Annotated in this window: 16 protein-coding genes and 2 rRNA genes; 8 read left to right on the forward strand and 10 right to left on the reverse strand. The window is 53.2% G+C overall.

What is annotated here, in order from left to right; translation table 11 throughout:
• Positions 1 to 23 precede the first annotated feature (23 nt).
• Genes PAGR_RS20680 through PAGR_RS20690 form a run of 3 tightly spaced genes read left to right on the forward strand, consistent with a single transcriptional unit; the run spans position 24 to position 3,501 of the window.
• Positions 24 to 671 (forward strand): YjbF family lipoprotein, encoded by a 648-nt coding sequence (locus PAGR_RS20680; protein WP_044042590.1) that lies wholly within the window; start codon positions 24 to 26, stop codon positions 669 to 671.
• The gene (locus PAGR_RS20685) at positions 668 to 1,411 is read left to right on the forward strand and encodes a capsule biosynthesis GfcC family protein (RefSeq protein WP_014606953.1); all 744 of its coding nucleotides are present in this window, start codon (positions 668 to 670) and stop codon (positions 1,409 to 1,411) included. Before PAGR_RS20680 ends, PAGR_RS20685 begins: the two co-directional genes overlap by 4 nt.
• Entirely contained in the window at positions 1,411 to 3,501 is a 2,091-nt protein-coding gene (locus PAGR_RS20690) for a YjbH domain-containing protein (protein ID WP_013024142.1), read from the forward strand. Before PAGR_RS20685 ends, PAGR_RS20690 begins: the two co-directional genes overlap by 1 nt.
• A 32-nt stretch (positions 3,502 to 3,533) precedes the next feature.
• Here PAGR_RS20690 and metH read toward each other — a convergent pair whose 3' ends face one another.
• Positions 3,534 to 7,217, reverse strand: a complete 3,684-nt coding sequence (metH, locus tag PAGR_RS20695) for a methionine synthase (protein WP_044042591.1) — start codon at positions 7,215 to 7,217, stop codon at positions 3,534 to 3,536.
• A 191-nt stretch (positions 7,218 to 7,408) separates the two neighbouring features.
• Between metH and iclR the strand changes: the two genes are divergently transcribed.
• On the forward strand, positions 7,409 to 8,239 hold the full coding sequence (gene iclR, locus PAGR_RS20700; RefSeq protein WP_014595049.1) for a glyoxylate bypass operon transcriptional repressor IclR: 831 nt from the start codon (positions 7,409 to 7,411) through the stop codon (positions 8,237 to 8,239).
• A gap of 136 nt (positions 8,240 to 8,375) precedes the next feature.
• On the opposite strand, the gene PAGR_RS20705 is transcribed toward iclR, so the two are convergent.
• The gene (locus tag PAGR_RS20705; RefSeq protein ID WP_014606955.1) at positions 8,376 to 9,548 is read right to left on the reverse strand and encodes a serine hydrolase domain-containing protein; all 1,173 of its coding nucleotides are present in this window, start codon (positions 9,546 to 9,548) and stop codon (positions 8,376 to 8,378) included.
• Positions 9,549 to 10,147: 599 nt separating this feature from the next.
• Between PAGR_RS20705 and PAGR_RS20710 the strand changes: the two genes are divergently transcribed.
• From PAGR_RS20710 to uxuR, 3 genes are all read left to right on the forward strand, one after another.
• Positions 10,148 to 11,677, forward strand: coding sequence for an MFS transporter (locus PAGR_RS20710; RefSeq protein WP_013024138.1), 1,530 nt, complete (start codon positions 10,148 to 10,150; stop codon positions 11,675 to 11,677).
• Between the two features lie 120 nt (positions 11,678 to 11,797).
• Entirely contained in the window at positions 11,798 to 13,060 is a 1,263-nt protein-coding gene (gene uidC / locus PAGR_RS20715; protein WP_014606956.1) for a glucuronide uptake porin UidC, read from the forward strand.
• Between the two features lie 206 nt (positions 13,061 to 13,266).
• Positions 13,267 to 14,037, forward strand: coding sequence for a Uxu operon transcriptional regulator (gene uxuR, locus PAGR_RS20720; RefSeq protein ID WP_014595046.1), 771 nt, complete (start codon positions 13,267 to 13,269; stop codon positions 14,035 to 14,037).
• On the opposite strand, the gene aceK is transcribed toward uxuR, so the two are convergent.
• The 6 genes from aceK to PAGR_RS20750 all read right to left on the reverse strand — a co-directional run bounded on the left by aceK (position 13,995) and on the right by PAGR_RS20750 (position 21,889).
• Complete coding sequence (gene aceK, locus PAGR_RS20725) at positions 13,995 to 15,800, reverse strand: bifunctional isocitrate dehydrogenase kinase/phosphatase (protein ID WP_014606957.1); 1,806 nt, start codon at positions 15,798 to 15,800, stop codon at positions 13,995 to 13,997. The genes uxuR and aceK overlap by 43 nt on opposite strands.
• Positions 15,801 to 15,858: 58 nt before the next feature.
• Complete coding sequence (aceA, locus tag PAGR_RS20730) at positions 15,859 to 17,160, reverse strand: isocitrate lyase (protein ID WP_014606958.1); 1,302 nt, start codon at positions 17,158 to 17,160, stop codon at positions 15,859 to 15,861.
• Between the two features lie 17 nt (positions 17,161 to 17,177).
• Positions 17,178 to 18,776 (reverse strand): malate synthase A, encoded by a 1,599-nt coding sequence (gene aceB, locus PAGR_RS20735; RefSeq protein WP_014595043.1) that lies wholly within the window; start codon positions 18,774 to 18,776, stop codon positions 17,178 to 17,180.
• Positions 18,777 to 19,038: 262 nt separating this feature from the next.
• Positions 19,039 to 19,968, reverse strand: coding sequence for a homoserine O-acetyltransferase MetA (gene metA / locus PAGR_RS20740; RefSeq protein WP_013024132.1), 930 nt, complete (start codon positions 19,966 to 19,968; stop codon positions 19,039 to 19,041).
• A gap of 180 nt (positions 19,969 to 20,148) precedes the next feature.
• Entirely contained in the window at positions 20,149 to 20,874 is a 726-nt protein-coding gene (locus PAGR_RS20745) for a substrate-binding domain-containing protein (RefSeq protein WP_014595042.1), read from the reverse strand.
• The gene (locus PAGR_RS20750; protein WP_014595041.1) at positions 20,843 to 21,889 is read right to left on the reverse strand and encodes an ABC transporter substrate-binding protein; all 1,047 of its coding nucleotides are present in this window, start codon (positions 21,887 to 21,889) and stop codon (positions 20,843 to 20,845) included. Before PAGR_RS20750 ends, PAGR_RS20745 begins: the two co-directional genes overlap by 32 nt.
• Positions 21,890 to 22,511: 622 nt before the next feature.
• Between PAGR_RS20750 and PAGR_RS20755 the strand changes: the two genes are divergently transcribed.
• Positions 22,512 to 22,727 carry a YdgH/BhsA/McbA family protein gene (locus PAGR_RS20755; RefSeq protein ID WP_014606960.1) on the forward strand — a complete coding sequence of 72 codons (216 nt, stop codon included), beginning with the start codon at positions 22,512 to 22,514 and terminating at the stop codon, positions 22,725 to 22,727.
• 373 nt (positions 22,728 to 23,100) lie between these two features.
• Here PAGR_RS20755 and rrf read toward each other — a convergent pair.
• Together rrf and PAGR_RS20765 are read right to left on the reverse strand one after the other, a co-directional pair.
• Positions 23,101 to 23,216: ribosomal RNA gene (rrf, locus tag PAGR_RS20760) — 5S ribosomal RNA — on the reverse strand.
• 209 nt (positions 23,217 to 23,425) lie between these two features.
• A 23S ribosomal RNA gene (locus PAGR_RS20765) occupies positions 23,426 to 26,332 on the reverse strand.
• Positions 26,333 to 26,370 lie beyond the last annotated feature (38 nt).

Here is a 26,370-nt window from a genome sequence, read left to right on the forward strand (position 1 = left end):
GCATCATTTATCAGGGACACATTGTGCGCCAACTTCCGCTGCTGCTCGTTTGCCTGCTGCTGCAGGCCTGTACACAAACGCAAAAAGGACTCGAACAGACCGTGATGATGGCCATTGAAGGGCCAGAAGATGTCACCGTCACGCCTCAGCAGATTGATAATCTGCCCTATGCCAGCCTGTATGCCCGAATCAATGATGGCCAGCGCATTTTTGTCGTGCTGGGTTATAACGAAAATGGCCAGCAAAAGTGGGTCACTCGCGATCAATCGATGCTGGTCACCGCACATGGCAGGCTGATCAAAACGCTCGGCCTGCCTGACAATCTGACAGACGTCAGCAATTTACAGCAGGATCCGCTGGCTAAAGGCCTGCACCTCAGCAACGGAGACAGCTGGACGCGAATTGTTCAGTGGACCGTTCAGGGCAACGTCCATAGCGGAACCCTGAGCTCAACCTTCACGCGGGGCGATGACGAGGTGCTGGATATTGCGGGGAACCGCATTGCCTGCCGCGTCTGGCATGAGCAGCTTTATATCGACAGCCTGGATCGCGAGTGGCAAAACACGTTCTGGATCGACAACAGTAGTGGTCAGGTCGTGCAGTCCCGACAAATGCTGGCTGCCGATGCATTCCCTGTTGATATCACCATTCTGAAGCCGGCAAAATCATGAAAAACATAACACGCTTGTTGGCAGGAATGAGCCTGCTCACCACCCTGGCCACTCAGGCCGCAGGTCAGGTTACCGTGCATGCCCCCCACGATACCCAGAGCGTACAGGTTAACCAGGTGGAAAACCTGGCACAGCTGGTGACTCAGCCCGCGCTGATGGCAAAGACTGACTGGCGACGCGCCGTTATTGCCGAGCGCGGGGCAACGGCAGTCGCGCAGCAGCAGTATCAGCAAACGCTGGCGCAGTTGCGCGCCTGGCGTGCCGACAGTAGCGGAGAGCAGGCTGCGGCCATTGATGCCGTTATTCGTCAGTTAAGCGGTATCCGGGTGACCGGGCGGCAGTTCACCTCCCTGGATCCCGACTGGATCCGTCTGCATACGATGGATAACCGCCGCCTGGAAGGCAGCTACGATCTCTACCTTACCCAGCCCAGCACCAGCGTCCTGTTGTTTGGCCCCATCGCGGGTGCCGGTGCCGTGAACTGGCAGCCAGGGAAATCCGTACGGGATTACCTGAGCGAGCACCCCCGCCTGGCTGGAGCAGAACGTAATATCGCGATTGTGATTGCGCCGGACGGCACGACGCGGGAAGCGCCTGTGGCCTACTGGAATCACCGCCACGTTGAACCCGAACCCGGCAGCATCATTATGACGGGCTTCTCGTCGTGGAGCCTGCCAGGCGCGTTTAAAGACCTGAATGATCGCCTTGTTTCTGTTCTGACTCACCGGATACCAGACTGATGAAAAAACGTTATCTTCTCAGCCTGTTGGCTGTTTCTGTGGCAAGCGCCTGTCAGGCCCATGCGGAAATGTATGCCGCGCCGGTAACGCCTTCGCAGTCTGATTTTGGCGGCGTGGGCCTGATGCAGGTGCCCACCGCGCGTATGGCGAAAGAGGGCGAATTTAGCCTGAACTTCCGCGATAATGATCAGTATCGCTACTATTCTGCTTCACTGCAGCTTTTTCCCTGGCTGGAAACAACCGTACGTTATACCGATGTGCGCACCCGGCGTTACAGCGCGGTGGAAAGTTTCAGCGGCAACCAAAGCTATAAAGATAAAGCTTTCGACCTGAAGCTGCGCCTGTGGCAGGAAGGTTACTGGCTGCCGGAGGTCTCGTTTGGTACCCGCGATCTGGGCGGCACCGGCCTGTTCGACAGCGAGTACCTGGTCGCCACCAAAGCCTGGGGGCCGTTCGACTTTACGTTGGGTATGGGCTGGGGCTATCTGGGCAACAGCGGAACCGTGAAAAACCCCTTCTGTTCTTACAGCGACAGCTACTGTCAGCGCCCCGGCGTCGGTCAGGCGGGATCGATCAATGGCTCGCAGATGTTCCACGGCCCTTCGGCGGTATTTGGCGGGATAGAATACCAGACGCCCTGGCAGCCGCTGCGCCTGAAGGTGGAATACGAAGGTAACGATTACAAGGATGATTTCGCCGGACGCCTGCCGCAGCGCAGCAAGGTCAACGTCGGTGCAATCTACCGCGTCACTGACTGGGCCGATATCAATGCCAGCTATGAGCGCGGCAATACTTTTATGTTCGGCTTCACCATTCGCACCAACTTCAACGATATGCATCAGGATCATATCGACAGTCCGAAACCTGCGTACAACCCGAACCCGCAACCTAAGCTGCTGGAAACCACGGTGACAGGTAATCAGCTGTCTGAACTGAAGTACAACGCAGGCCTGGCTGGTCCAAAAATCCAGACCAAAGGCAGCACGCTGTACGTATCAGGCGAGCAAACCAAATACCGTGACACGCGTGAAGGTGTGGATCGCGCGAACCGCATCATCATGAATCATCTCCCAGACGGTATTGAGACCATAAACGTGACGGAGTCGCGTTACAACATGCCTCAGGTCACGACAGAAACCTCCGTTGCCAGCCTGCGCAACGAGCTGGGGGGTTATCCATTAGGGCATGAAAAGCCGTTACAACAGGTCCGCACAGATCCGGTTGATCCGGAGCCTACCGAGCAGGGCATGTTTATTCGCAAAGAGCGCCTGAGTTACAGCCTGTCGCCAGTACTTAACCAGTCTGTGGGCGGCCCGGAAAGTTTCTATCTGTACCAGGTTGGCGTGATGGGCAACGTCGATTACTGGCTCACCGATCACTTGCTGGTAGGCGGTAGCCTGTTTGCTAACGTTGCGAACAATTACGACAAATTTAACTACAACGGCGCACCTGCGGATTCCACGCTGCCACGCGTGCGTACGCACATTCGCGACTACGTTGAGAACAACGTTTACGTTAACGATCTGCAAGCCAACTACATGGATTATCTGGGTAACGGATTCTATGGCCAGGTCTACGGCGGCTATCTGGAAACCATGTATGGCGGCGTAGGCGGCGAAGTCCTCTATCGTCCGGTAGACAGCAACTGGGCCGTTGGCGTGGATGCTAACTATGTGCGCCAGCGTGACTGGGATGACATGATGAGATTCACCCGTTACGAAGCGCCTACCGGCAATCTTACCGGCTACTGGCGCCCCTGGTTTATGGAGAACGTCTTAGTGAAAGCCAGCGTCGGGCAGTATCTGGCGAAGGATAAAGGCGTCACGATTGATCTCTCTAAGCGCTTCGACAGTGGCGTGATGGTGGGCGTTTATGCGACAAAAACCAACGTATCATCGCAACAGTATGGCGAAGGTGACTTTACTAAAGGCTTCTACATCTCCATCCCCATGGATCTGTTTACCGTTACGCCAACCCGTGGCCGTGCGCAGATTAACTGGGTACCGCTCACCCGTGATGGTGGCCAGATGCTGGGAAGGAAGTACCAGCTGTATGACATGACCTCGGACCGTGACGCCCGGTTTAACTAAAAAAGAGGCAGCCATCAGGCTGCCTTGTTTTTTTAGTCGGCGTCGTAACCCAGATTGGGGGCCAGCCAGCGCTCCACTTCGCTTACCGACATGCGCTTACGCGCCGCATAGTCCTCAACCTGATCGCGCTGAATCTGCGCCACGGCGAAGTAGCGGCTGTCAGGGTGGCTGAAGTACCAGCCTGATACCGAGGCGCCCGGCCACATGGCAAAAGACTCCGTGAGTTTCATACCCACGTGCGTTTCCACATCCAGCAGCGCCCAGATAGTGGCTTTCTCGGTGTGTTCCGGACAGGCCGGATAGCCCGGCGCCGGGCGAATGCCCTGATAATTTTCGCGGATGAGCGCCTCATTACTGAGGTGCTCATCGGGAGCAAAACCCCAAATCGTTTTGCGTACCTGTTCGTGCAGATATTCGGCGAAGGCTTCAGCTAAGCGGTCCGCAATAGCTTTGACCATAATCTTGTTGTAGTCGTCCTGCTGCTTATCGTAAGCCTCGGCCAGCGCATCTTCTTCCAGCCCGCCCGTAACGGCAAAAGCCCCGATATAATCAGCTTTACCGCTGCTTTTCGGCGCCACAAAATCGGCCAGACAGTAGTTGGCAAAGTCAGTTTTTTCCGTTTGCTGCCGCAGATGATGGCTGATGTTCAGCAGCGTATCGCGCTGCTCATCCGCAAAGATATGAATATCGTCGCCCACGCGATTAGCCGGGAACAGGCCGACCACGCCGCGTGGCGTCAGCGCTTTTTCGTCACTCAGCTTATCCAGCATCGCGTTAGCATCGGCAAACAGTCGTTTCGCTTCATCGCCCACGACCTCATCCTCCAGGATGCGCGGGTATTTGCCAGCCAGCGACCAGGTCATAAAAAAGGGCGTCCAGTCGATGTAATTGCGCAGCACGTCAATGCCCGCGTCAACGCGCCTGACACCGACGTGCTTCGCTACGGGCGGTGTATAGCTGTCCCAGTCAATCTTCGTCGCGTTGTCGCGCGCAGCGCTGAGTGACACCGGCGGCGTGCGCGGTTTTTTACGCGCATGCTGAATACGCACGGTTTCATATTCTTTGCGGATGCGCGCAACGAAGTCATCCCTGAGCGTATCCGATAGCAGGGATGACACGACACCCACCGTGCGCGAGGCGTTTTGCACATAAACGGTGGGCCCGCTGTAGTGCTGTTCGATTTTCACAGCGGTATGGGCTTTAGACGTGGTGGCGCCGCCAATCAACAGCGGCAGCGTAAATCCCTGACGCTCCATCTCTTTCGCCATGTTGACCATTTCATCCAGCGACGGCGTGATGAGCCCAGAAAGACCAATGATGTCAGCCTTCACTTCGCGCGCGGTCTTGAGGATTTTCTCGCCCGGCACCATCACGCCGAGGTCGATAATCTCATAGTTATTGCACTGCAGGACCACGCCAACAATGTTTTTGCCAATGTCGTGGACGTCGCCTTTGACCGTTGCCAGCACCACCTTACCGTTACTGCGTCCGGCTTCTTTACTGGCCTGAATGTAGGGTTCAAGCCAGGCGACGGCCTGTTTCATCACGCGGGCCGATTTCACGACCTGCGGCAGGAACATTTTGCCTTCACCAAACAGATCCCCCACCACATTCATGCCGGACATCAGCGGCCCTTCAATCACGTCTATCGGGCGCGCGGCCTGCTGACGGGCTTCTTCCGTGTCCTGTTCAATAAACTCGGTGATGCCTTTTACCAGTGAGTATTCCAGCCGTTTCACCACGTCCCAGCCGCGCCATTCAGCCTGCTGCTTTTCATCCGCACTGTCGCTTTTATTGCGGCGGTATTTTTCCGCCAGCGCCAGTAATCGCTCAGTGCCGTCGGCGCGCCGGTTAAGGATCACGTCCTCAACGGACTCACGCAGTTCGTCAGACAGGTCGTCATAAATGGCCAACTGCCCGGCGTTCACGATTCCCATGTCCATACCGTTACGGATGGCGTAATAGAGAAACACCGCGTGAATCGCCTCACGAACCGGATCGTTGCCCCGGAACGAGAACGAGACGTTAGATACGCCACCCGAGATCATCGCATGGGGCAGTTCACGTTTAATGTCTTCGCAGGCCCCAATAAAATCCATCGCGTAGTTGTTGTGTTCGTCGATACCGGTCGCAACGGCAAAAATATTGGGATCGAAAATGATGTCCTCAGGCGGAAAACCCACCTGTTGCGTCAGGATCTGGTAGGCGCGGCGACAGATCTCAATCTTCCGCTCACGCGTATCGGCCTGCCCCACCTCATCAAAGGCCATCACCACCATGGCTGCCCCGTAGCGGCGGACAAGGCGGGCATGGTGGATAAATACGGCCTCACCTTCTTTCATTGAGACGGAGTTGACGATGCCTTTTCCCTGAATACACTGCAGCCCTTTCTCAATAACCTCCCATTTCGAGGAGTCGATCATAATGGGCACGCGGGCAATATCGGGCTCACCCGCAATCAGGTTGAGGAAACGCACCATCGCGGCTTCCGCGTCCAGCATTCCCTCATCCATATTGATATCAATAATCTGGGCACCGCTCTCAACCTGTTGTAACGCGACTTCCAGCGCCTCATGATATTTATCTTCTTTAATCAGGCGCTTAAATTTAGCAGAGCCGGTAATGTTGGTGCGTTCTCCCACGTTCACAAATAACGATTCTGCACTGATATTCAGCGGTTCAAGACCCGAAAGACGGCAGGCAACGGGCAGTTTGGGGCGCTGACGTGGCGCAACGCCTTCCACGGCCGCCGCCATGGCAGCGATGTGCTGTGGCGTGGTGCCGCAGCAACCGCCAACAATGTTCAGAAAGCCGGCGTTGGCCCATTCCCCAATCTGCTGCGCCATCACCTCTGCATCGAGATCGTATTCGCCGAAGGCGTTGGGCAAACCGGCATTGGGATGGGCAGTGACATAGCCTTCGGCGATGCGTGACAGTTCAGCGACATACTGACGTAGTTCATCCGGCCCCAGTGCGCAGTTCAGACCAAAGGATAAGGGTTCTGCATGGCGCAACGAATTATAAAAGGCTTCGGTAGTTTGTCCGGAAAGCGTGCGGCCTGAAGCATCGGTGATGGTGCCGGAGATCATCAACGGCAGCGCCACGCCAAGGGCTTCCATCTCTGCTTTCACCGCAAAGACAGCCGCTTTGGCGTTGAGCGTATCGAATACCGTTTCAATCATGATGATGTGGCAACCGCCTTCCACCAGCGCCCGGGTGGACTCACGATAGGCGTCCACCAACTGATTGAAGGTGATATTACGGAACGCCGGATCGTTAACATCGGGTGAGATCGAGCAGGTGCGGTTGGTGGGGCCCAGTACGCCCGCGACATAGCGCGGTTTATCTGGCGTTTTTGCCGTCCACGCATCTGCGCAGGTACGCGCCAGCTTCGCGGCCGCGAAGTTAATCTCTGCCGACAGGGCTTCCATCTGGTAATCCGCCATCGCAATGGAGGTGGCATTAAAGGTATTGGTTTCGAGAATATCCGCACCGGCGGCCAGATACGCATCATGGATCTCGCGGATCACCTCTGGTTTGCTTAGCACCAGCAGATCGTTATTGCCTTTGAGATCGCAGGGCCAGTCAGCAAAACGGCTGCCACGAAAATCGTGTTCGTCCAGTTTATAGCTCTGGATCATGGTGCCCATTCCACCATCTAATACCATAATGCGGTGGGCAAGTTGCTGATGCAGCGCGTCGGTTAGATTGCTCACGGTTATCTCATCCACGTCAATGCGCTGGTGAAATACCAGCCAGTCATTCTTGCATAAGGTCATGATGCCTCAAAGTAACCTTAGCGGAGATTTTCAGGGAAGTGATTATCAGGTCTGACCAGCACGTCAGCGTTTGCATTCAGGCAGATTAAAACGAAAATGGTTTCCACTATGTGAAAAGGAGAAACAGAATGGCAACGCCCGTCGCCGCGAAACGCGGAAAAAAACCCCGTGGCACCCCTGCCCCCTCAGCGCCCGCAGGCGGTCAGGTTCAGTCACTGACCCGTGGGTTAACGCTGCTGGAGTTGATCGCTAATTCACATGGCAGCGTCGCGCTTACCGAACTCGCGCAGCAGGCCGGGTTGCCTAACTCCACAACACATCGCTTGCTGACCACTATGCAGCAGCAGGGGTTTGTGCGCCAGGAAGGCGATTTAGGCTACTGGACCATGGGGGCACATGCGTTTGTGGTTGGCAGCAGTTTTTTACAGAGCCGGAACCTGCTGGCGCTGGTCCACCCGGTGCTACGTACGCTGATGGAAAACTCGGGTGAAACGGTCAATCTGGCGGTGCTGGACCTCAGCGATTTTCAGGCGGTGATTATCGATCAGGTACAGTGTACGCAACTGATGCGCATGTCTGCACCGATCGGCGGCAAACTGCCAATGCATGCATCGGGCGCAGGTAAAGCTTTTCTGGCGCATCTCAGCGACGAGCAGGTCACCGCTCTGCTGCATCAGAAAGGCCTGCATTACTACACGCCCAATACGCTGATGTCACCTCAGAGTCTGAAAACCAATCTGGCACAGATCCGGACTCGGGGATTTTCTTTCGATGACGAAGAACATGCGCTCGGTTTGCGTTGTGTGGCGGCCCCCATTTACGATGAGCACGGCGAGCCATTTGCGGCGCTTTCCATCTCTGGGCCTATTGCCCGCATGACGGACGACCGCATCACCGAACTGGGCGCGCTGGTCATCCGCGAAGCCCGTCAGGTCACCCTGGCGTACAGTGGCCGTTAAAGAAATGCCGCCCGCCTCACCCGATAACGCCAGCGCGCCCTTCATGCTTTCTCAACCGCAGCCTTTATAAGAAACAGCCTGTGGACTGGCCAGCGCCGCCCTAAAAGGGGGCGCCCGCCGTCAGTCCAACAATCCATTACGCAAGACCGCTATATACGGCATCGCGCAACATCACGGGGAACTGACCGTTTACCCCTTCCGGCGTCGTGTTTGTCATGGCTAGTACACAGAGTTCTTTTTGGCGATCAACAAACCAGGTATGGCCGTAAGCGCCGCTCCACGACAGCGTGCCCGCTGACTGAGGCGACCCGGCCGCATCGGGATCGGCAAGCAGTGCCCAGCCCACACCAAATCCCCATCCCGGTCCCTGCGTGGCATATTTCGCGGCAACGTGTTCCTGCGTCATATAGTCAAAGCTGTCGCGCGTAATCAGCGGCGCGCCCTGCCGGCGGATCGTTTCCAGCAATTGCATGAAATCGGGGGCCGTCCCTGCCATTCCCCCGCCGGCGCACGGCCAGGCATCGGGTTTGAGAATACGGTCAGGACAGAAAATGGCTGCGCCCTCACCAAAAGGTATTCGTTGATTCTCGCCTATCGCCGTGGGCACCGGGCTGTCATCGGTGTACACCGTGGTTAAACGCGCCTCATCCCTGACGGTAAACAGCGTATCTTTCATCCCGAGCGGTTCCGTGACCGCATGACTTACCAGATCCGGCAGACGCTTACCGGTTGCCCGCACCATGATTTCGCCCAAAACATCAATGCCCAGGGAATAACGCCAGCCGCTTCCCGGTTCAAACTGCAGCGGAGTGCCTGCCAGGCGTTGTAGATTCTCTTCGATGGATAATCCCGGTTGATAGTCGATCCCATCAGACACGTTCAGGGTGTGATAAAGGGAATCAGCCGGCGCGGAATAACGGTAACGTAAACCTGACATGTGACTCAGGAGATGTCGTACCAGGATGGTTGCAGGTTTCCCCTCTTCCAGGCAGGGACGGAAATCGGGAAGCCAGCGCGTAATGTCGTCATCCAGCGTCATGTACCCTTGTTCGATCAGGCGCATTGCCGTCAGGCTCACGATGGGTTTGGTCAGCGAGGCAAGGCGGAAAATCGCATCCAGCGCCATGCCTTTCTTCTGCTCTCTGTCAGCCAGACCCGCCGCTCGCTGATACATTAATTCGCCGGCTTGGGCTACCATCACCGTACAACCGACAATGCGCTGTGCATCAATCGCCTGATCGATAACCGCATCCATAGCGGCTTCAAGTTTTGCAGAGGATGGAACACGTCCTGATGTAAAATAAATCATTATCGATTCCTTGAATAATTTCAAAAAAAATAAAAAGCGTTATTTTCATTACTTTTATACATTACAAGAAGAATATATTTTATATATTACCCACCACCTTATTTAACAAAAACCCCAAACAAGACCCACATCAAATAACATCCTTCTCACATAATAAAACATCCCATTCATTTAACTGGTCAACCAAAAGTTGACTTTGAGTCTAACTTATGGACATCCAGGGGATTTGTGATCGACCTCTTTTTTTTAAAAGAGCAGACTGATTACCATGCATTCGCACTACAAGCAAAAAATACACTGACAGATAATCAACATAGCCTTCACTGTGTTGACTTAACCACCGTCAACACTGGTTAACCAAAATAAAGTTCATTTGACATTAAACATCAGAACGGGAATCAACCCACTTATTTTAAACATTAAAACCAACCAACAATAAAAAACAAAAGGAGGAACATTATTTAAACAAAGCGTCGATTCAATTTAACCGTTTTCTCCTATTACAAATTAACTAAAAAAAAATTCTCTTCATCTTCACGATCGCATAACAACCTGAAGATGTTTTCTGACCGTTACGCTGAATTAATCAAGGGAACATTATGATGACAACAACAATACCGCCACGCAGGAAGGTGGGCACGGGCACCGCAATAGGCTATGGCATTACCGATATTTTTGGCGGTGGCTCCATGGCGCTAATTGGGACTTGGTTGCTTTTTTTCTATACGACATTTTGTGGTCTTTCGATGCTCGAGGCGAGCTCCATTTTTGCTATCGCCCGCATCATTGACGCTATTCTCAGCCCGATAATGGGCTATATCACCGATAAGTTTGGCAGCACCCGCCTCGGTAAACGTTTTGGCCGACGCCGCTTCTTTCTGCTCATCAGCGCCCCGCTGATGTTTATCTATGCGCTGGTCTGGGTCAGCGACATGAGCTACTGGTACTATCTTGGAACCTATCTCGCGGTAGAGTTACTGGTGGCGATGGTGTTAGTGCCCTGGGAAACCCTGGCGGCAGAGATGACCAACGATTTTGGCGAGAGAACCCGTATGGCGGCAATCCGCCTGACGTTTTCTCAGGTGGGCACCTTCCTCACCGCCTCAGTACCGGGCGTTATGATCCAGTATTTTGGTCAGGACTCTGCCCTGACATTCACCTACACCGGTATCCTGTTTTCATGCCTGTTTTTTATTGTGGTGCTGATTACCTGGTCCTGTACCTGGGAATCGAAAGACATGAATCCCGAAGAGTTTGAGCGACTTAACGCCGGGCCAAGTATTGGACTGATATCCCACCTGAAAAATATGTTTATCGAACTGGCCACCACCTTCAAAATCAAAATATTCAGACAGCACTTGATTATCTATATTTCATCATTTACGGCGCTGGATATTTTCATAGCGGTGTTTGTTTATTTCGTCGTATATGGCCTGAGCCTGGATGCGGCAAACGCATCAGCCTATCTTTCGATTGCCACCTCCGTATCCATTCCCGCGACGCTGCTTTTCATGTTTATGCTGGACAAGCTGAATATCAGGCCCGCCCTGGCCATGCGTATTTCTTATCTGTGTATTTTTGCTGTACTCGGTTATCTCATTTTGATGTATATCGGCCATAGCGCTGTGTCTTCCTGGTGGCTCACCACGCTGGTATTTGTTCTGTTAGGTTTTGGCCGCGCAGGGCTTTATTTTATTCCCTGGAATATTTACAGCTTTATTCCTGATGTGGATGAAATGGTCACACGTCAACGGCGTGAAGGCGTCTTTGCTGGCGTGATGACGCTGATGCGCAAAAGTACCGTGGCCGTCGCAATTATGATAGTCGGTGCCGTACTGGAGCACAGTCATTTCGTCAAAGGGCAGTTAATTCAGCCAGAAAGTGCGCTGAATGCAATTACTGGTCTGCTGGTCTTTGGCTCCGGTGGTTTATTACTCATCAGCTTATATATGACCTTCAAATTTAAACTGACCCGTGAAACGCATCGGGTTCTGGTGAAAGAAATTGATCGTCTTAAGGCCGGCGGGAATAAAGCCGACTGTACACCCGAAACCAAAGTCGTGGTGAAGGCCCTGACCGGCTACGACTATGAACAGGTGTGGCAGCAGGATAATAACGCACGCCCTTAATTCAACCAGGCCAGTTCTTGAGTGGGTTGCACGTTACGCATGGCTGATCCCATCGGATAGCAGCCCGTTCTGCCTGCGCCTGAACGTAATGAAAATACTTAATACGCCAGGGATTCCTTTATGAACACACGTTTTTTTCGCTGCATGGCCATCGCTTTGCTGCTGTGTCCCTCGCTGCTGTACGCCGCAGCCATTAATGATAATGAAGACAGTTTAAGAATTCGTTTAAAGAATGATTTTCGACGAGCAGACAAGCCGAGTGCAGGTACCGGGCGTGATATCTACGCCTGGGTACAAGGCGGGCTCATTGATGTGAACACCCGCTACTATTCTGACTTTATTGGTATCAGCGCGGGTGCCTATTACGTATACAAACTGGGGGCGAAAGACGGCTGGAGCACCCGCTACTATCTGGATGGGCACGATAGCTTTGGCGTGGCAGTCGGCGCGGTCAAGCTTAAACCCACCGATAATCTCTACTTAACCATTGGGCGGTTTGGTACCGACTATGGTTACGGCAGTCTCCCCTACCGCATTCCACTGATCGCCGATAATTCGTCCCGCACGATACAGACGATTTCTGAAGGCGTCCTGGCCCGTTTTGAGGCAACAGAAAACCTGGAATTCTGGTCAATGTGGCGTAAACGCGCCTTCTACTATGTCGATTCGGCAACCGGCGTGCGTGATGAAGGGGTGATTGACAGCGCAACAGGTAAGTACCATCCCCGCCGGGGACGCGGCTATTTGGTGGGATCATGGCACGATGCGTCGTCACGCTATTCGTTGGGGGCGTCTTATCAGCAAGATGTCTCAACCCAGGTGCAGAGCATTTTTGAAAAAACGCATACCTTTTCCAACGACCATACACTGAAGTGGGAGCTTATGGGATTTTATGGTCAGGTAGAAGGGATGAGTAAGCCTCTTAGTTACCATCACGAGACCGCCTTAATTTCCGGACGCTTAACTTACTCTTTTGATAAGGCAAGATTGTTTGGCGCCGTGGGCAAACTGACCCATGATATCGATGGGCGCATTGTCTACACCGATATTGGCTATCCCGACTCCCTGAGCATCGACCGCAACAAGGAAAACATGTTATCCGCGCAGTTTGGCGGGCAGTATTTCTTTAATCAAAACGTCGGTGTCATGCTGGGGCCAGTTATCACCAGAGGTTACGAAGACAAGCAGCGTAATACTAAAATTAACGGGCTCGGACTCATGGGAGCGGTGATGTATAACGTTACCGATGGGCCATTCAAAGGACTGAATATGTACGTGGCTGCTGACCGTGCCAGAGAGAAACGGCCCGGCAGCGCGCTGGGCGATAAACTTTATTACTGGGATGTGAAAACCGGCGTGCAATACGATTTTATGTTGAAGTAACGACGCATCCATTACGTCGCACAGGTGTTTCAAAAGTGGCATCGTATGATGTCACTTTTAATAAAAACCGCAATTAATTGTTAAATAAGGGATAAATCCCCTTTTCATCTGGTCAACCAGTTTATCTTAACGTGCGCAAAACCCTGTTACCTTACCCGTTGGGTGATATAGTTTTCGCCGGAACGGTATCTGACGGGAGCATAATTATGAGGTCTGTCTCTCAGCAGCGGCCCTATCAGCAAGTGGGTATAAAAATCCGGCAACTGATTCTGGAGACGCCTTACCGCTCGGGTCAGCGTTTGCCGCCAGAACGTGAAATTGCTGACATGCTCGACGTCAGCCGCACCGTGGTTCGCGAGGCGTTGATTATGCTGGAAATTGAAGGGCTAATCGAAGTCAGACGCGGTGCTGGTATTTATGTGGTGGAGCACAAAAATCCATTACGTATTGAAGAAGTGAACACGCATTTTTGCAACGATGCCGGCCCGTTTGAACAGCTTCAGGCACGACAGCTACTGGAAAGTAATATCGCCGAATTCGCCGCGCTTCAGGCCACGCGAGAAGATATCGTCAAAATGCGTCAGGCCCTGCTGTTAGAAGAGCGCGAACTGGCAAGCTGCTCGCTGGAAAACTCAGAGAGCGGTGACATGCATTTTCATCTTGCCATTGCCGAAGCAACGCACAACAGCATGCTGGTCGAACTGTTTCGCCAGTCATGGCAATGGCGTGAAAATAACCCTATGTGGATTCAGTTGCACAGTCACCTGGGCGATACGCTTTATCGTAAAGCATGGTTGATCGATCACCGACAGATTCTTGCTGCACTCATCAAGAAGGACGCACGCGCTGCAAAGCTGGCGATGTGGCAACATCTTGAAAACGTGAAACAGCGCCTGCTGGAGTTTTCCAATGTTGATGACCTTGATTTCGATGGTTATCTGTTTGATTCATGGCCGCTGGCAAAAACGGACGGCTGAATGCCTGCAGTAGCAGGCACACGTGACGACGTCGTCAACGTGCTGCCGTAACGGATGCAGAAACGCTGGGCATGCTGCCAGGCGATCACGTCCTCAATATGCCCCTGAGCGATGCGCTGCTGTTGTGCACGCCACCAGCTAGCCTCAAAAATTTCCGGATGCCGCTGTTGCAGTAGCGCGCCTGTGGCAGGCTCGCTGCATAATGCATAGCGGAAGGTTTCAGGAAATACGTCATCCGGCCCCACGCTGTACCAGGGCTCCGCACTGAGCTCATCTTCTTCATATCGCGCCTGAGGAACCTCACGAAAATTGAGTTCCTGCATAGGGCGGATTTCATCGTAATCATAAAACACGACGCGCCCGTGTCGGGTGATGCCAAAGTTTTTAAACAGCATGTCGCCGGGAAAGATGTTGGCGGCAGCCAACTGTTTGATCGCATTGCCATACTCTTCAATGGCGTGCTGGCGCTGGTTTTCACTGGCCTGCGCCAGGTAAAGATTCAGGGGCTGCATCCGACGTTCCAGCCAGAGGTGGCTGATGATAAGGCGATCGCCCTCAATACGTATCTTTCCGGCAATCGTGTGTTGAAATTCCTCCAGTAGCGCGGGAGCGATACGCGCGAGCGGCAACGCAAACTGTTCAAAAGCCTGTGTATCGGCCATGCGCCCCACACGGTCGTGCTCTTTGACCTGCTGATAACAGGCCCTGACCTGCATTTCGGTGACCTCTTTTTGCGGTGCAAACCGATCTTTGATGACTTTAAATACCCGATCAAAGCCCGGTAATGTGAACACCAGCATCACCATGCCACGAATACCCGGTGCAATCTCAAACGCGGCGTCGGTTTGCGCCAGCGCCTGGAGATATTCCCGATAGCTTTCCGTTTTGCCATGTTTTTGACAGCCGATAGCCATATAGCGCTCTGCCAGGGTTTTACCCGGCAATACAGGCTTGAGCCAGGCCACCAGCGCCGCCGGCAGCGGCGCATAGACCATGAAATAAGCGCGGGCAAAGCCAAACACGATGCTCGCGTCATTGACGTCCGTGAGGCAGGTATCAATCCACAGTTCGCCCTTATCGCTGCGCTGAATCGGCAACAGACAGGGAAATATGCCGTCGGGCAGGTGCAGCCGGGCAACAATCCAGGCGGTTTTGTTGCGAAAAAACAGCTCACTGCACACGTCCAGCCAGCCCTGCTCCAACTGGGCGGCGGAAAACTGCTCGCGCAAATGGCGGTGAATCCACGCTTCATCGCGCGCCCGATCCTGCCATGGCAGCGTTAAAGGCAGGTCGCGCAGTACCTGATGGAACAGCGCTTGCCAGCCCTGATGTGGTAGATAGGTCCGCGCCAGAGGGCGCGCAGGGGAAGTTTGCGTTGAGGCTGGCTGAGAGCTGAAAATAAACAGGCGTTTCGGCTGCAGTGCATTATGGCCATGCAACCGGCAGTACACCGAATTAAAGAAGCTCTCGGCAATTTCGTAGCGCGGATAGCCGGGCAACAGGGTTTCGTAATGGCTTTTAATCGTCAGCCAAAAGTCATCGTCCCAGTGTGCCGCCCCGTTCAGCACGCGCAGTTGATCGGCGACTAATGCCACGTGATGATCGTAAAGATGAATACGCGCCTTCATCGCCTGCTGTACCGCCTGCCATTCGGCCTGTTCAAAACGCTGTTGTGCGCCTGCGGTAATGTCGAGAAAACGACCATACTGCGCGTCAAAACCCTGCAGAATGGTGTGAGCAATCAGTGATTCGCGTGGCGGCATGATTCACTCCTGAAAAAGCCCGCCCGCAGATGCCGGGCGGGAAAGACACAGACTCAACTCAAAACTGATGCTCCTCGGTGGACCCTGTCAGGGCCGTCACCGATGACTTGCCGCCCTGAATCGTGTTGGTCACCTGATCGAAATAGCCTGTTCCGACCTCCTGCTGATGCGATGAAAAGCTGTAACCCCGTTCGCGCGCAGCAAACTCCGGCTGCTGAACTTTTTCCACATAGTGGCGCATACCTTCGCCCTGAGCGTAAGCGTGCGCAAGATCGAACATGTTGAACCACATGCTGTGGATGCCCGCCAGCGTAATGAACTGAAAGCGATAGCCCATGTCACTGAGCGCCTGCTGGAAGGCCGCAATGGTTTTGTCATCCAGATTCTTTTTCCAGTTAAACGAAGGCGAACAGTTGTAAGCCAGCAGCTTGCCTGGATAGCGGGCGTGAATCGCATCGGCAAAACGCTGGGCCATGGCCAAATCCGGGGTGGAGGTTTCACACCAAAGGACATCGGCGTAAGGGGCGTAAGCCAGTCCACGGCTGATTGCCTGCTCAATGCCGGCGTTGGTGCGGAAAAAACCTTCCGCCGTGCGTTCGCCGCGTATAAATGGGCGGTCGTATTCGTCACAGTCAGACGTGATCAGGTCTGCAGCATCCGCATCGGTCCGCGCCAGCAGGATCGTGGGTACGCCCATGACATCGGCAGCCAGACGCGCCGCCACCAGCTTCTGTATCGCCTCCTGGGTTGGCACCAGCACCTTACCGCCCATATGACCGCATTTCTTCACCGCCGCCAGTTGATCTTCAAAGTGCACGGCCGCCGCGCCTGCGCTGATCAATGACTTCATCAGTTCAAACGCATTCAGCACGCCACCAAAGCCCGCTTCTGCATCGGCAACAATGGGCAGAAAATAGTCGATATAGCGGCTGTCTCCCGGTTCTGTGCCGTTAGCCCACTGAATCTGATCGGCGCGCTGGAATGTCTGATTAATACGGGTGACCACCTCAGGCACGGAGTTGACCGGATAAAGCGACTGATCCGGATACATTTGCCCTGCTACGTTGGCATCAGCAGCGACCTGCCAGCCAGACAGGTAGATCGCTTCTATACCGGCCTTTGCCTGTTGCAGAGCCTGACCGCCCGTTAATGCTCCCAGACTGTTGATATAGCCTTTTTTGGCGTCGCCATTGAGCAGCGACCAGAGCTTCACCGCCCCCCGCTCTGCCAGAGTACAGGCCGGCACAACAGAGCCCCGCAGGTTAATCACTTCCTCTGCGCTGTACGGGCGGGTAATGCCCTGCCAGCGCGCGTCCTGCCACTGTTTTTCGAGTTGCTGAATATGTTGAGTACGTGTCATGGCAACGGCTCCTTAAGTCAGGGAAGCAGGCGGTAGCCTGGCAGAGTCAGAAAGGAAACCAGTTCGTCCTGAGTTGTGATCTGCGCCATCAGGCGCGCCGCTTCCTCATAACGACCTGAACTGAATGTCTTATCGCCCAGATGCATCTGTAGCGTTTGCAGCTCATCGTTCAGCAGCTGCTGGAAGAGCGCGGCCGTGACCGGCTGTCCATCGAGCAGAGATTTCTGATGGCGGATCCATTGCCAGATTGAAGTCCGGGCAATTTCTGCAGTTGCGGCATCTTCCATCAGGCCATCGATGGGGACACAGCCATTGCCGCTAATCCAGGCTTCCAGATACTGCAACGCCACCCGAATATTGGCGCGCATGCCCGCTTCCGTTCGATCGCCTTCGCAGGGTGCCAGAAGCTGCTCTGCCGTTATAGGGCTGTCATCCTGCCGCAGAATGTTGAGCTGATTGGGGCGTTCACCCAGTACCTGGTTGAAGACTGACATCGCAGTGTCTGCCAGGCCGGGATGCGCTATCCAGGTACCGTCATGTCCGTTGTTGGCTTCACGCTGTTTATCTTCAGTGACGCGCTGCAGCACCCATTCATTGCGCGCGCTGTCCTTGCTGGGTATCAGTGCTGACATCCCGCCCATGGCAAAAGCACCGCGGCGATGGCAGGTTTGGATCAGCAGTCGTGAGTAAGCATCCAGAAAGGGCTGAGCCATGGTTACAGACTGCCGGTCGGGCAGAATCCGATCGGCATGTTCGCGCAGCGTTTTGATATAGCTGAAAATATAATCCCAGCGGCCGCAGTTCAGCCCCACGATATGATCCCGCAGATTCCACAGGATCTCGTTCATCTGGAATACCGCCGGTAGCGTTTCGATCAATACGGTGGCTTTTATGGTGCCGCGAGCCAGATCAAAACGATCCTCGGCAAAGCTAAAGATATCCCGCCACCACGCAACTTCCTGCCAGCTCTCAGTTTTAGGCAGATAAAAATAGGGGCCACTGCCTTTTGCCAGTAAGGCTTCCGCGTTATGAAAAAAGTAGAGAGCAAAATCAAACAGACCACCGGGAATCGCATTGCCCTGCCAGCTAACATGTTTTTCAGACAGATGCAGTCCACGTACCCGGCACATCAATACCGCAGGATCGGCCCGTAGCTGATAGATTTTTCCGTTCTCGCTGGTATAGCGCAGCGTTCCCGCCACGGCTTCCCGTAAGGTTTGCTGTCCGTCAATGAGTTTTTCCCAGCAAGGTGCCAGCGAGTCCTCAAAGTCGGCCATAAACACCTTTACGTTAGCATTCAAGGCGTTAATCACCATTTTGCGATCGGGCGGACCGGTGATCTCAACGCGACGATCCTGTAAATCGGCCGGAATACCACGGATCGTCCACGCTCGCTCTCTTATGGAAACCGTTTCCATATCAAAGTCAGGTAACCCGCCGGAATCGTACTCTTTTTGCCGGACCTGACGTGCGGCTAACAATCTCTCACGCTGGGGTGCAAAACGCGTCACCAGTTCCTGCAGAAAAGCGATGGCGTCGGGAGTAAGCAACTGCTTTTCCGCATCGCTAAAGGGTTTACTGAAAAGTAATTCACTGTTGATAACCGAGTCTGTCATGTCTGCTCTCTCCTGTTTACAGGCGGATCAACATGGATGATCCACAGATAGGGTAATTATTGAGCTACAGGATCAGAGCATATTCATTTTAATTTTAAAATCAAAAACTATTTCCATTTTCAATAAAAAAACAACTTATCATCATGATTAATAAATGATTTATTTTATTGTTTAACAGGTAATACTTTTCACTCACGTTTTACAGACGAAAAAAAACCGTGCTGCCAGCGGCTAACACGGTTCAGTTGTCGCTAAAAAAGGATTATTCCAGCGTGGGATTCATATGGCGCAGATCAAACGGCGTAATCTGGTAGACGTAATAATTCAGCCAGTTTGAAAACAGCAGGTTTCCATGGCTACGCCAGGTGGCGCGCGGTGTAAGCTGCGGATTATCCTGTGGGAAATAGTTATAGGGTACTTCAGGATTCAGCCCGGCTTCATAGTCGCGTTGAAACTCTCCCGCCAGCGTCAGTGCATCGTACTCCGGATGCCCGGTCACAAACGCCAGCCTTTTGTCTTTGCTCGCCATCAGATACGCGCCGGTTTGTTCCGATTCAGCAAATAATTCCAGATCGGTATAATCCGTGATGAGCTGCGTCGGGAAATCAGCGTAACGTGAATGGGGAGCGAGGAAATTATCGTCGAATCCCCGCGTCAGTAAGGAATGGGGATGCAGTATCTGATGCTCAAAGACGCCCGCCAGTTTAGTCTGCCGGGTCTGTTTAGGAATGCCATATAAAATGTTTAATGCCGCCTGGACGGCCCAACAGACAAACAGCGTTGAGGTAACATGATCTTTCGCCCACTCCAGCACCTGTTTTATCTGCGGCCAGTAAGCCACATCGTTAAATTCAACCAGGCCCAGCGGCGCACCTGTCACGATTAAGCCATCGTAGTTATCGTGCTGAATATCGTTAAAATTGCAGTAGAAGTTGTTGAGATGATCGCTGGGTGTATTCCGCGACTCCCGGCTGTCGATGCGCAGTAGCTGGATATCGATCTGCAGCGGTGAGTTGGAGAGTAAGCGCAGAAACTGGTTTTCCGTCTCAATCTTCTTGGGCATGAGATTAAGAACCAGCACTTTAAGCGGACGGATCTCCTGAACACTGGCACGTGACGACGTCATCACAAAGACGTTTTCGTTACGTAAAAAATTCACTGCCGGTAATTCGTCGGGGACCCTGATTGGCATAGCTTAATCACCTCTAGTAACCATATATACGTTTAGACATCCAGACAGCCAAAGATAACCAGTTAAAGGCTAAATGTCGAGTCTGCATATCAACAGGTGAAAAAGTTTCAAGGCGCGGGGCAGAGATGTGACATCTCGCTAAGCGCGCCCCTGCGGAAAAGAAATTGAAAGCCTGTTCTGTCACTGGCTGAGGGACAGAAAACCGTACTGGCGTAAAATTTGTTGCGCGGTATCGGAACTCAGGAATGCCGCGAGCGGCCTGGCAGCGGCGGACAGCGTGGCCCAGCCGTATCGAGCCTGGACATTGTAAGTGGAAGGAATGTTAAAAACCCGAAGCTGGGAAAAACGAGCCAGGCGAGGCGCATAGCTGGCGTAGCCGATAAACAGCTCAGCATGGCCTGCATTGATAATCCACTGCGCCGCCAGGTCACCCGCAGGCACAGGCAAGCTGTCTGGTCCGCCAACCATCGCGATCGCTCTTTGCCTGAGTGCATCGCCACAACCGGGATGGCGCTGTTCGATATGGTCAAACAACTGCAGGGTGTAATCACCTGAGGGATCGCAAAGCGGCGTTGAGGTTCCCAGCCGCAAATCCTCACGGAGTAATAGCGACAGCCAGTCATCCTGTTCAATGACGCAATCACGTTTAGCCGTCAGGCAAAGCCTGTTATTTGTAAAATGGCCGGTATGATCTGCCAGGCCTTGTTGGCGCAGCTTTTCTGGATGCTGTAGGTTAGCCGACACAAACAGGTCGCATATTTCACCCTGTTCAATGCGCTGACGCAGCAGGCCGGCCGGCCCATACTGAGTATTTGCTGTTAAGCCGGATTCGGCATGGAAGGCGGTCATGAGCATCTTCCACACGTCACGCAGGCTACCTGCTGCCAGAATCTGTAGATTTCTCATGGTATGACGTCCGGTAGAACCGTTGATACCAGCGATTAGCCTGCTGCTGCATATCGATGTCGCGGAATTTATCTGGGTAGAGTTTTTTCGCCATCCACAGTTCGCCTAACCCTATGGCCTCCGGCATGGGATAGCCCCATGCCTTGGCATACTCAGGCATCAGCCATACCCGGTGATGTTTCACTGCATCAATGGTTCGCCAAAGGGGATTCTGTTGAATCTCCTTTACCACCTGTGGATAGCGGTCCTGAACGAAGATGACCTGTGGGTTCCATACGACAACCTGCTCCATGCTGACCTGCCTGAATCCCTGAATCGACGAGGCCGCCACGTTAAGGGCACCGGCATGCGCCATCATCAGGCCGGTATATTTACCCGCTCCGTAGGTGGTCAGATCGGGATTAGCCATATAGGCGCGAACACGCTGCTGCTCGGGGATATTTTTGAGACGGTCGGTGACGATCTGACGACCGGCGAATGCCGCTGAGATTAACGCTTTGGCCTGTTGCTGCCTGTTGACGACTTCCCCAATCAGCGTAATCCCCTCTTTTATACCCAGGTCGTACGCCTGATCTTCGTTTTGCATATTGGGGTTGATCTCACCCTGCTGTCCGGCGTCGTCATGGCGCAATGAAATTGCCAGGACCGGAATACCCAATGCAGAGATTTGGTCAATCATCTCTTTTGGCGCATAGTTAGTGACAAATACCACCTGTGGATGCAGCGCAACCAGCTTTTCCAAATCCACGTGGGTCAAATCACCCAGCAGCGCTTTATGCGTCAGTTCAGGTACCAGCGTCGCGTAATTGTCCCCTAGCTGCTGCTTCCAGTTAGCGAGAATCCCTACGATTTTATCTGTCGCGTTTAACTGCACCAGGAGATTCAGCGTTTGATGCTGAAGCACGACCACACGATCAACCCGATCTGGAATCGTAACGGTGCGGCCAATTTGATCGGTCACAACACGGCTGGCGTAACTGTTTAAGGCGGTAAGCGTCACTATGCCTGCAAGCATCAGGCGCTTTAATGTTGTATTCAATAAGGTTTCCCCGAAGCGTAATGCAAGAGATTATATAGCGCTTATCTGTCGCAAGGTAGCCTCTTGATGCGCATACCTGACCGCTGCTGTGCTCCTTTATCCTGTTTCCGAATCGGCGTCACCGAAACACCAGAAAGGTAAAAAGAGAACGGATGCGCTAAAACCATCAAGGCTGCGGAACTGGCCTTTAACGGAATCATGTTGACAGCTGACAGCGGGATACAGCTTCGCCCAGGTGGACAGGGCTTTGTGAACGTGTTCAGGCTGTACAGGCGAAGGTCAGATAAATCACTGTGCGGACGACTTGACGGTTTTTTAGATTACGACCTGGTCAGCGGGCATAACTGGAAAGTGCATCTCACTATGCGCTGTAAACAATCAGGCTGAAAGATATTCCAGTGTATAGTTATATTATTCCAGTATTAAATCCCTACAGATTTAACCTGCTGATATTCTCTTTTACATACTGAAAATAATGCTAGCAGGTTGATATTAATTAGAGCACAGGGCGTTAATTTTAAACTGCACATACTCTGCTAGTTTAATTTTAACGGAGCCAGACAGACTCCTTCATCAACTGAAATAAAGGGGTAATATTATGAAAATCAATAAAGTAACGTCAGCTGCTGCTGCCGTGGCATTTTCATTGATGTCTTTCGGTTGTTTTGCACAAACCGTCTCTGCCACCTCATTAACACTGGATGGCGCGGTCTCTAAAATTGCCAGACAGGCGAAACAACAAGGCGATCATTTTAGAGTTATCAGTGCAGACACCAATAATTATGCCCACGTAACCGCTGAATTATATAAATAATATCGGCGCTAAAAAAGCACGTGACCGGCTGTTTTTAAACGCATTCCGCGTTTTTAAAATAGCTGGTCTTTTTTTGTCTTTAATTAATGCTGCCCATCTTATCCAACTCAACCAGGCGATCTTCAACGATTTTAAGGCGTTTTCAAAGATGCCTACTGATAACAGCCTGTCTGCCGTGTACAAGATGACGTGCCTGTGTTTTACGTCGCTCCGCCACTGCACCAGTGCCTTGCTGCTGGTTCACCGTTGCCCGCTAAACGCCGGTAAAGGGATGCGTCCGGTCCGGAACGGCGCAGAGATGAGGGGTTATCTGCCAGATCGCAGACGTAAAAAAGCCCTGAACGTCAGTTCAGGGCTTCTTCACTTGTTTGATGCCTGGCAGTTCCCTACTCTCGCATGGGGAGACCCCACACTACCATCGGCGCTACGGCGTTTCACTTCTGAGTTCGGCATGGGGTCAGGTGGGACCACCGCGCTACAGCCGCCAGGCAAATTCTTTGTGCCGAAACGAATCTTTTACATCGTGACCGCGTTGCCATCGCTCAGCCACACCGGTCACATACTTCAGTATGCTCCCGCTGATGTCTTCGCGCTGCGCCCTGTCACGCCGCAAAATCTTTCGTTTCCGCAGATTCTTTATCCGGTAAACAATGCTGAAAATTTAAATCGTCTCTCAACCAAAACGCCTCTGGCGTTGTAAGGTTAAGCCTCACGGGTCATTAGTACCGGTAAGCTCAACGCATCGCTGCGCTTACACACCCGGCCTATCAACGTCGTCGTCTTCAACGTCCCTTCAGGAGCCTTAAAGGCTCAGGGAGAACTCATCTCGGGGCAAGTTTCGTGCTTAGATGCTTTCAGCACTTATCTTTTCCGCACTTAGCTACCGGGCAGTGCCACTGGCGTGACAACCCGGACACCAGCGGTGCGTTCACTCCGGTCCTCTCGTACTAGGAGCAACCCCCCTCAATTCTCCAGCGCCCACGGCAGATAGGGACCGAACTGTCTCACGACGTTCTAAACCCAGCTCGCGTACCACTTTAAACGGCGAACAGCCGTACCCTTGGGACCTACTTCAGCCCCAGGATGTGATGAGCCGACATCGAGGTGCCAAACACCGCCGTCGATATGAACTCTTGGGCGGTATCAGCCTGTTATCCCCGGAGTACCTTTTATCCGTTGAGCGATGGCCCTTCCATTCAGAACCACCGGATCACTATGACCTGCTTTCGCACCTGCTCGAGCCGTCACTCTCGCAGTCAAGCTGGCTTATGCCATTGCACTAACCTCCTGATGTCCGACCAGGATTAGCCAACCTTCGTGCTCCTCCGTTACGCTTTGGGAGGAGACCGCCCCAGTCAAACTACCCACCAGACACTGTCCGCAGCCCGGATTACGGGCCTACGTTAGAACACCAAACATTAAAGGGTGGTATTTCAAGGCCGGCTCCACGCAGACTGGCGTCCACGCTTCAAAGCCTCCCACCTATCCTACACATCAAGGCTCAGTGTTCAGTGTCAAGCTGTAGTAAAGGTTCACGGGGTCTTTCCGTCTTGCCGCGGGTACACTGCATCTTCACAGCGATTTCAATTTCACTGAGTCTCGGGTGGAGACAGCCTGGCCATCATTACGCCATTCGTGCAGGTCGGAACTTACCCGACAAGGAATTTCGCTACCTTAGGACCGTTATAGTTACGGCCGCCGTTTACCGGGGCTTCGATCAAGAGCTTCTCCTTGCGGATAACCCCATCAATTAACCTTCCGGCACCGGGCAGGCGTCACACCGTATACGTCCACTTTCGTGTTTGCACAGTGCTGTGTTTTTAATAAACAGTTGCAGCCAGCTGGTATCTTCGACTGGCTTCAGCTCCGGGAGCAAGTCCCTTCACCTACGCGCCAGCGTGCCTTCTCCCGAAGTTACAGCACCATTTTGCCTAGTTCCTTCACCCGAGTTCTCTCAAGCGCCTTGGTATTCTCTACCTGACCACCTGTGTCGGTTTGGGGTACGATTTTGTGTTACCTGATGCTTAGAGGCTTTTCCTGGAAGCAGGGCATTTATCACTTCAGCACCGTAGTGCCTCGTCGTCACGCCTCAGTGTAAAGTGAACCGGATTTGCCTGGAACACACACCTACACGCTTAAACCGGGACAACCGTCGCCCGGCTGATATAGCCTTCTCCGTCCCCCCTTCGCAGTAACACCAAGTACAGGAATATTAACCTGTTTCCCATCGACTACGCCTTTCGGCCTCGCCTTAGGGGTCGACTCACCCTGCTCCGATTAACGTTGAACAGGAACCCTTGGTCTTCCGGCGACAAGGTTTTTCACCTTGTTTATCGTTACTTATGTCAGCATTCGCACTTCTGATACCTCCAGCATGCCTCACAGCACACCTTCGACGGCTTACAGAACGCTCCCCTACCCAACAACACATAGTGTCGCTGCCGCAGCTTCGGTGCATGGTTTAGCCCCGTTACATCTTCCGCGCAGGCCGACTCGACCAGTGAGCTATTACGCTTTCTTTAAATGATGGCTGCTTCTAAGCCAACATCCTGGCTGTCTGGGCCTTCCCACATCGTTTCCCACTTAACCATGACTTTGGGACCTTAGCTGGCGGTCTGGGTTGTTTCCCTCTTCACGACGGACGTTAGCACCCGCCGTGTGTCTCCCGTGATAACATTCTCCGGTATTCGCAGTTTGCATCGGGTTGGTAAGCCGGGATGGCCCCCTAGCCGAAACAGTGCTCTACCCCCGGAGATGAGTTCACGAGGCGCTACCTAAATAGCTTTCGGGGAGAACCAGCTATCTCCCGGTTTGATTGGCCTTTCACCCCCAGCCACAGGTCATCCGCTAATTTTTCAACATTAGTCGGTTCGGTCCTCCAGTTAGTGTTACCCAACCTTCAACCTGCCCATGGCTAGATCACCGGGTTTCGGGTCTATACCCTGCAACTTAACGCCCAGTTAAGACTCGGTTTCCCTGCGGCTCCCCTATACGGTTAACCTTGCTACAGAATATAAGTCGCTGACCCATTATACAAAAGGTACGCAGTCACCCCCATAAAGAAGGCTCCCACTGCTTGTACGTACACGGTTTCAGGTTCTGTTTCACTCCCCTCGCCGGGGTTCTTTTCGCCTTTCCCTCACGGTACTGGTTCACTATCGGTCAGTCAGGAGTATTTAGCCTTGGAGGATGGTCCCCCCATATTCAGACAGGATACCACGTGTCCCGCCTTACTCATCGAACTCACAGCCTGTGCACCTTTGTGTACGGGAGTATCACCCTGTACCCTGCGACTTTCCAGACGCTTCCACTGATGCACAAGCTGGTGATGGTTCTGGGCTCCTCCCCGTTCGCTCGCCGCTACTGGGGGAATCTCGGTTGATTTCTTTTCCTCGGGGTACTTAGATGTTTCAGTTCCCCCGGTTCGCCTCATACAGCTATGTATTCACTGCATGATAGTGTGTCGGAACACACTGGGTTTCCCCATTCGGGTATCGCCGGTTGTAGCGGTTCATATCACCTTACCGGCGCTTATCGCAGATTAGCACGCCCTTCATCGCCTCTGACTGCCAGGGCATCCACCGTGTACGCTTAGTCGCTTAACCTCACAACCCACAGGCGTTTATCTGTTTTACCGTAACGG

The sequence above is a fragment of the Pantoea ananatis PA13 genome (assembly GCF_000233595.1).
Classification (GTDB): domain Bacteria; phylum Pseudomonadota; class Gammaproteobacteria; order Enterobacterales; family Enterobacteriaceae; genus Pantoea; species Pantoea ananatis.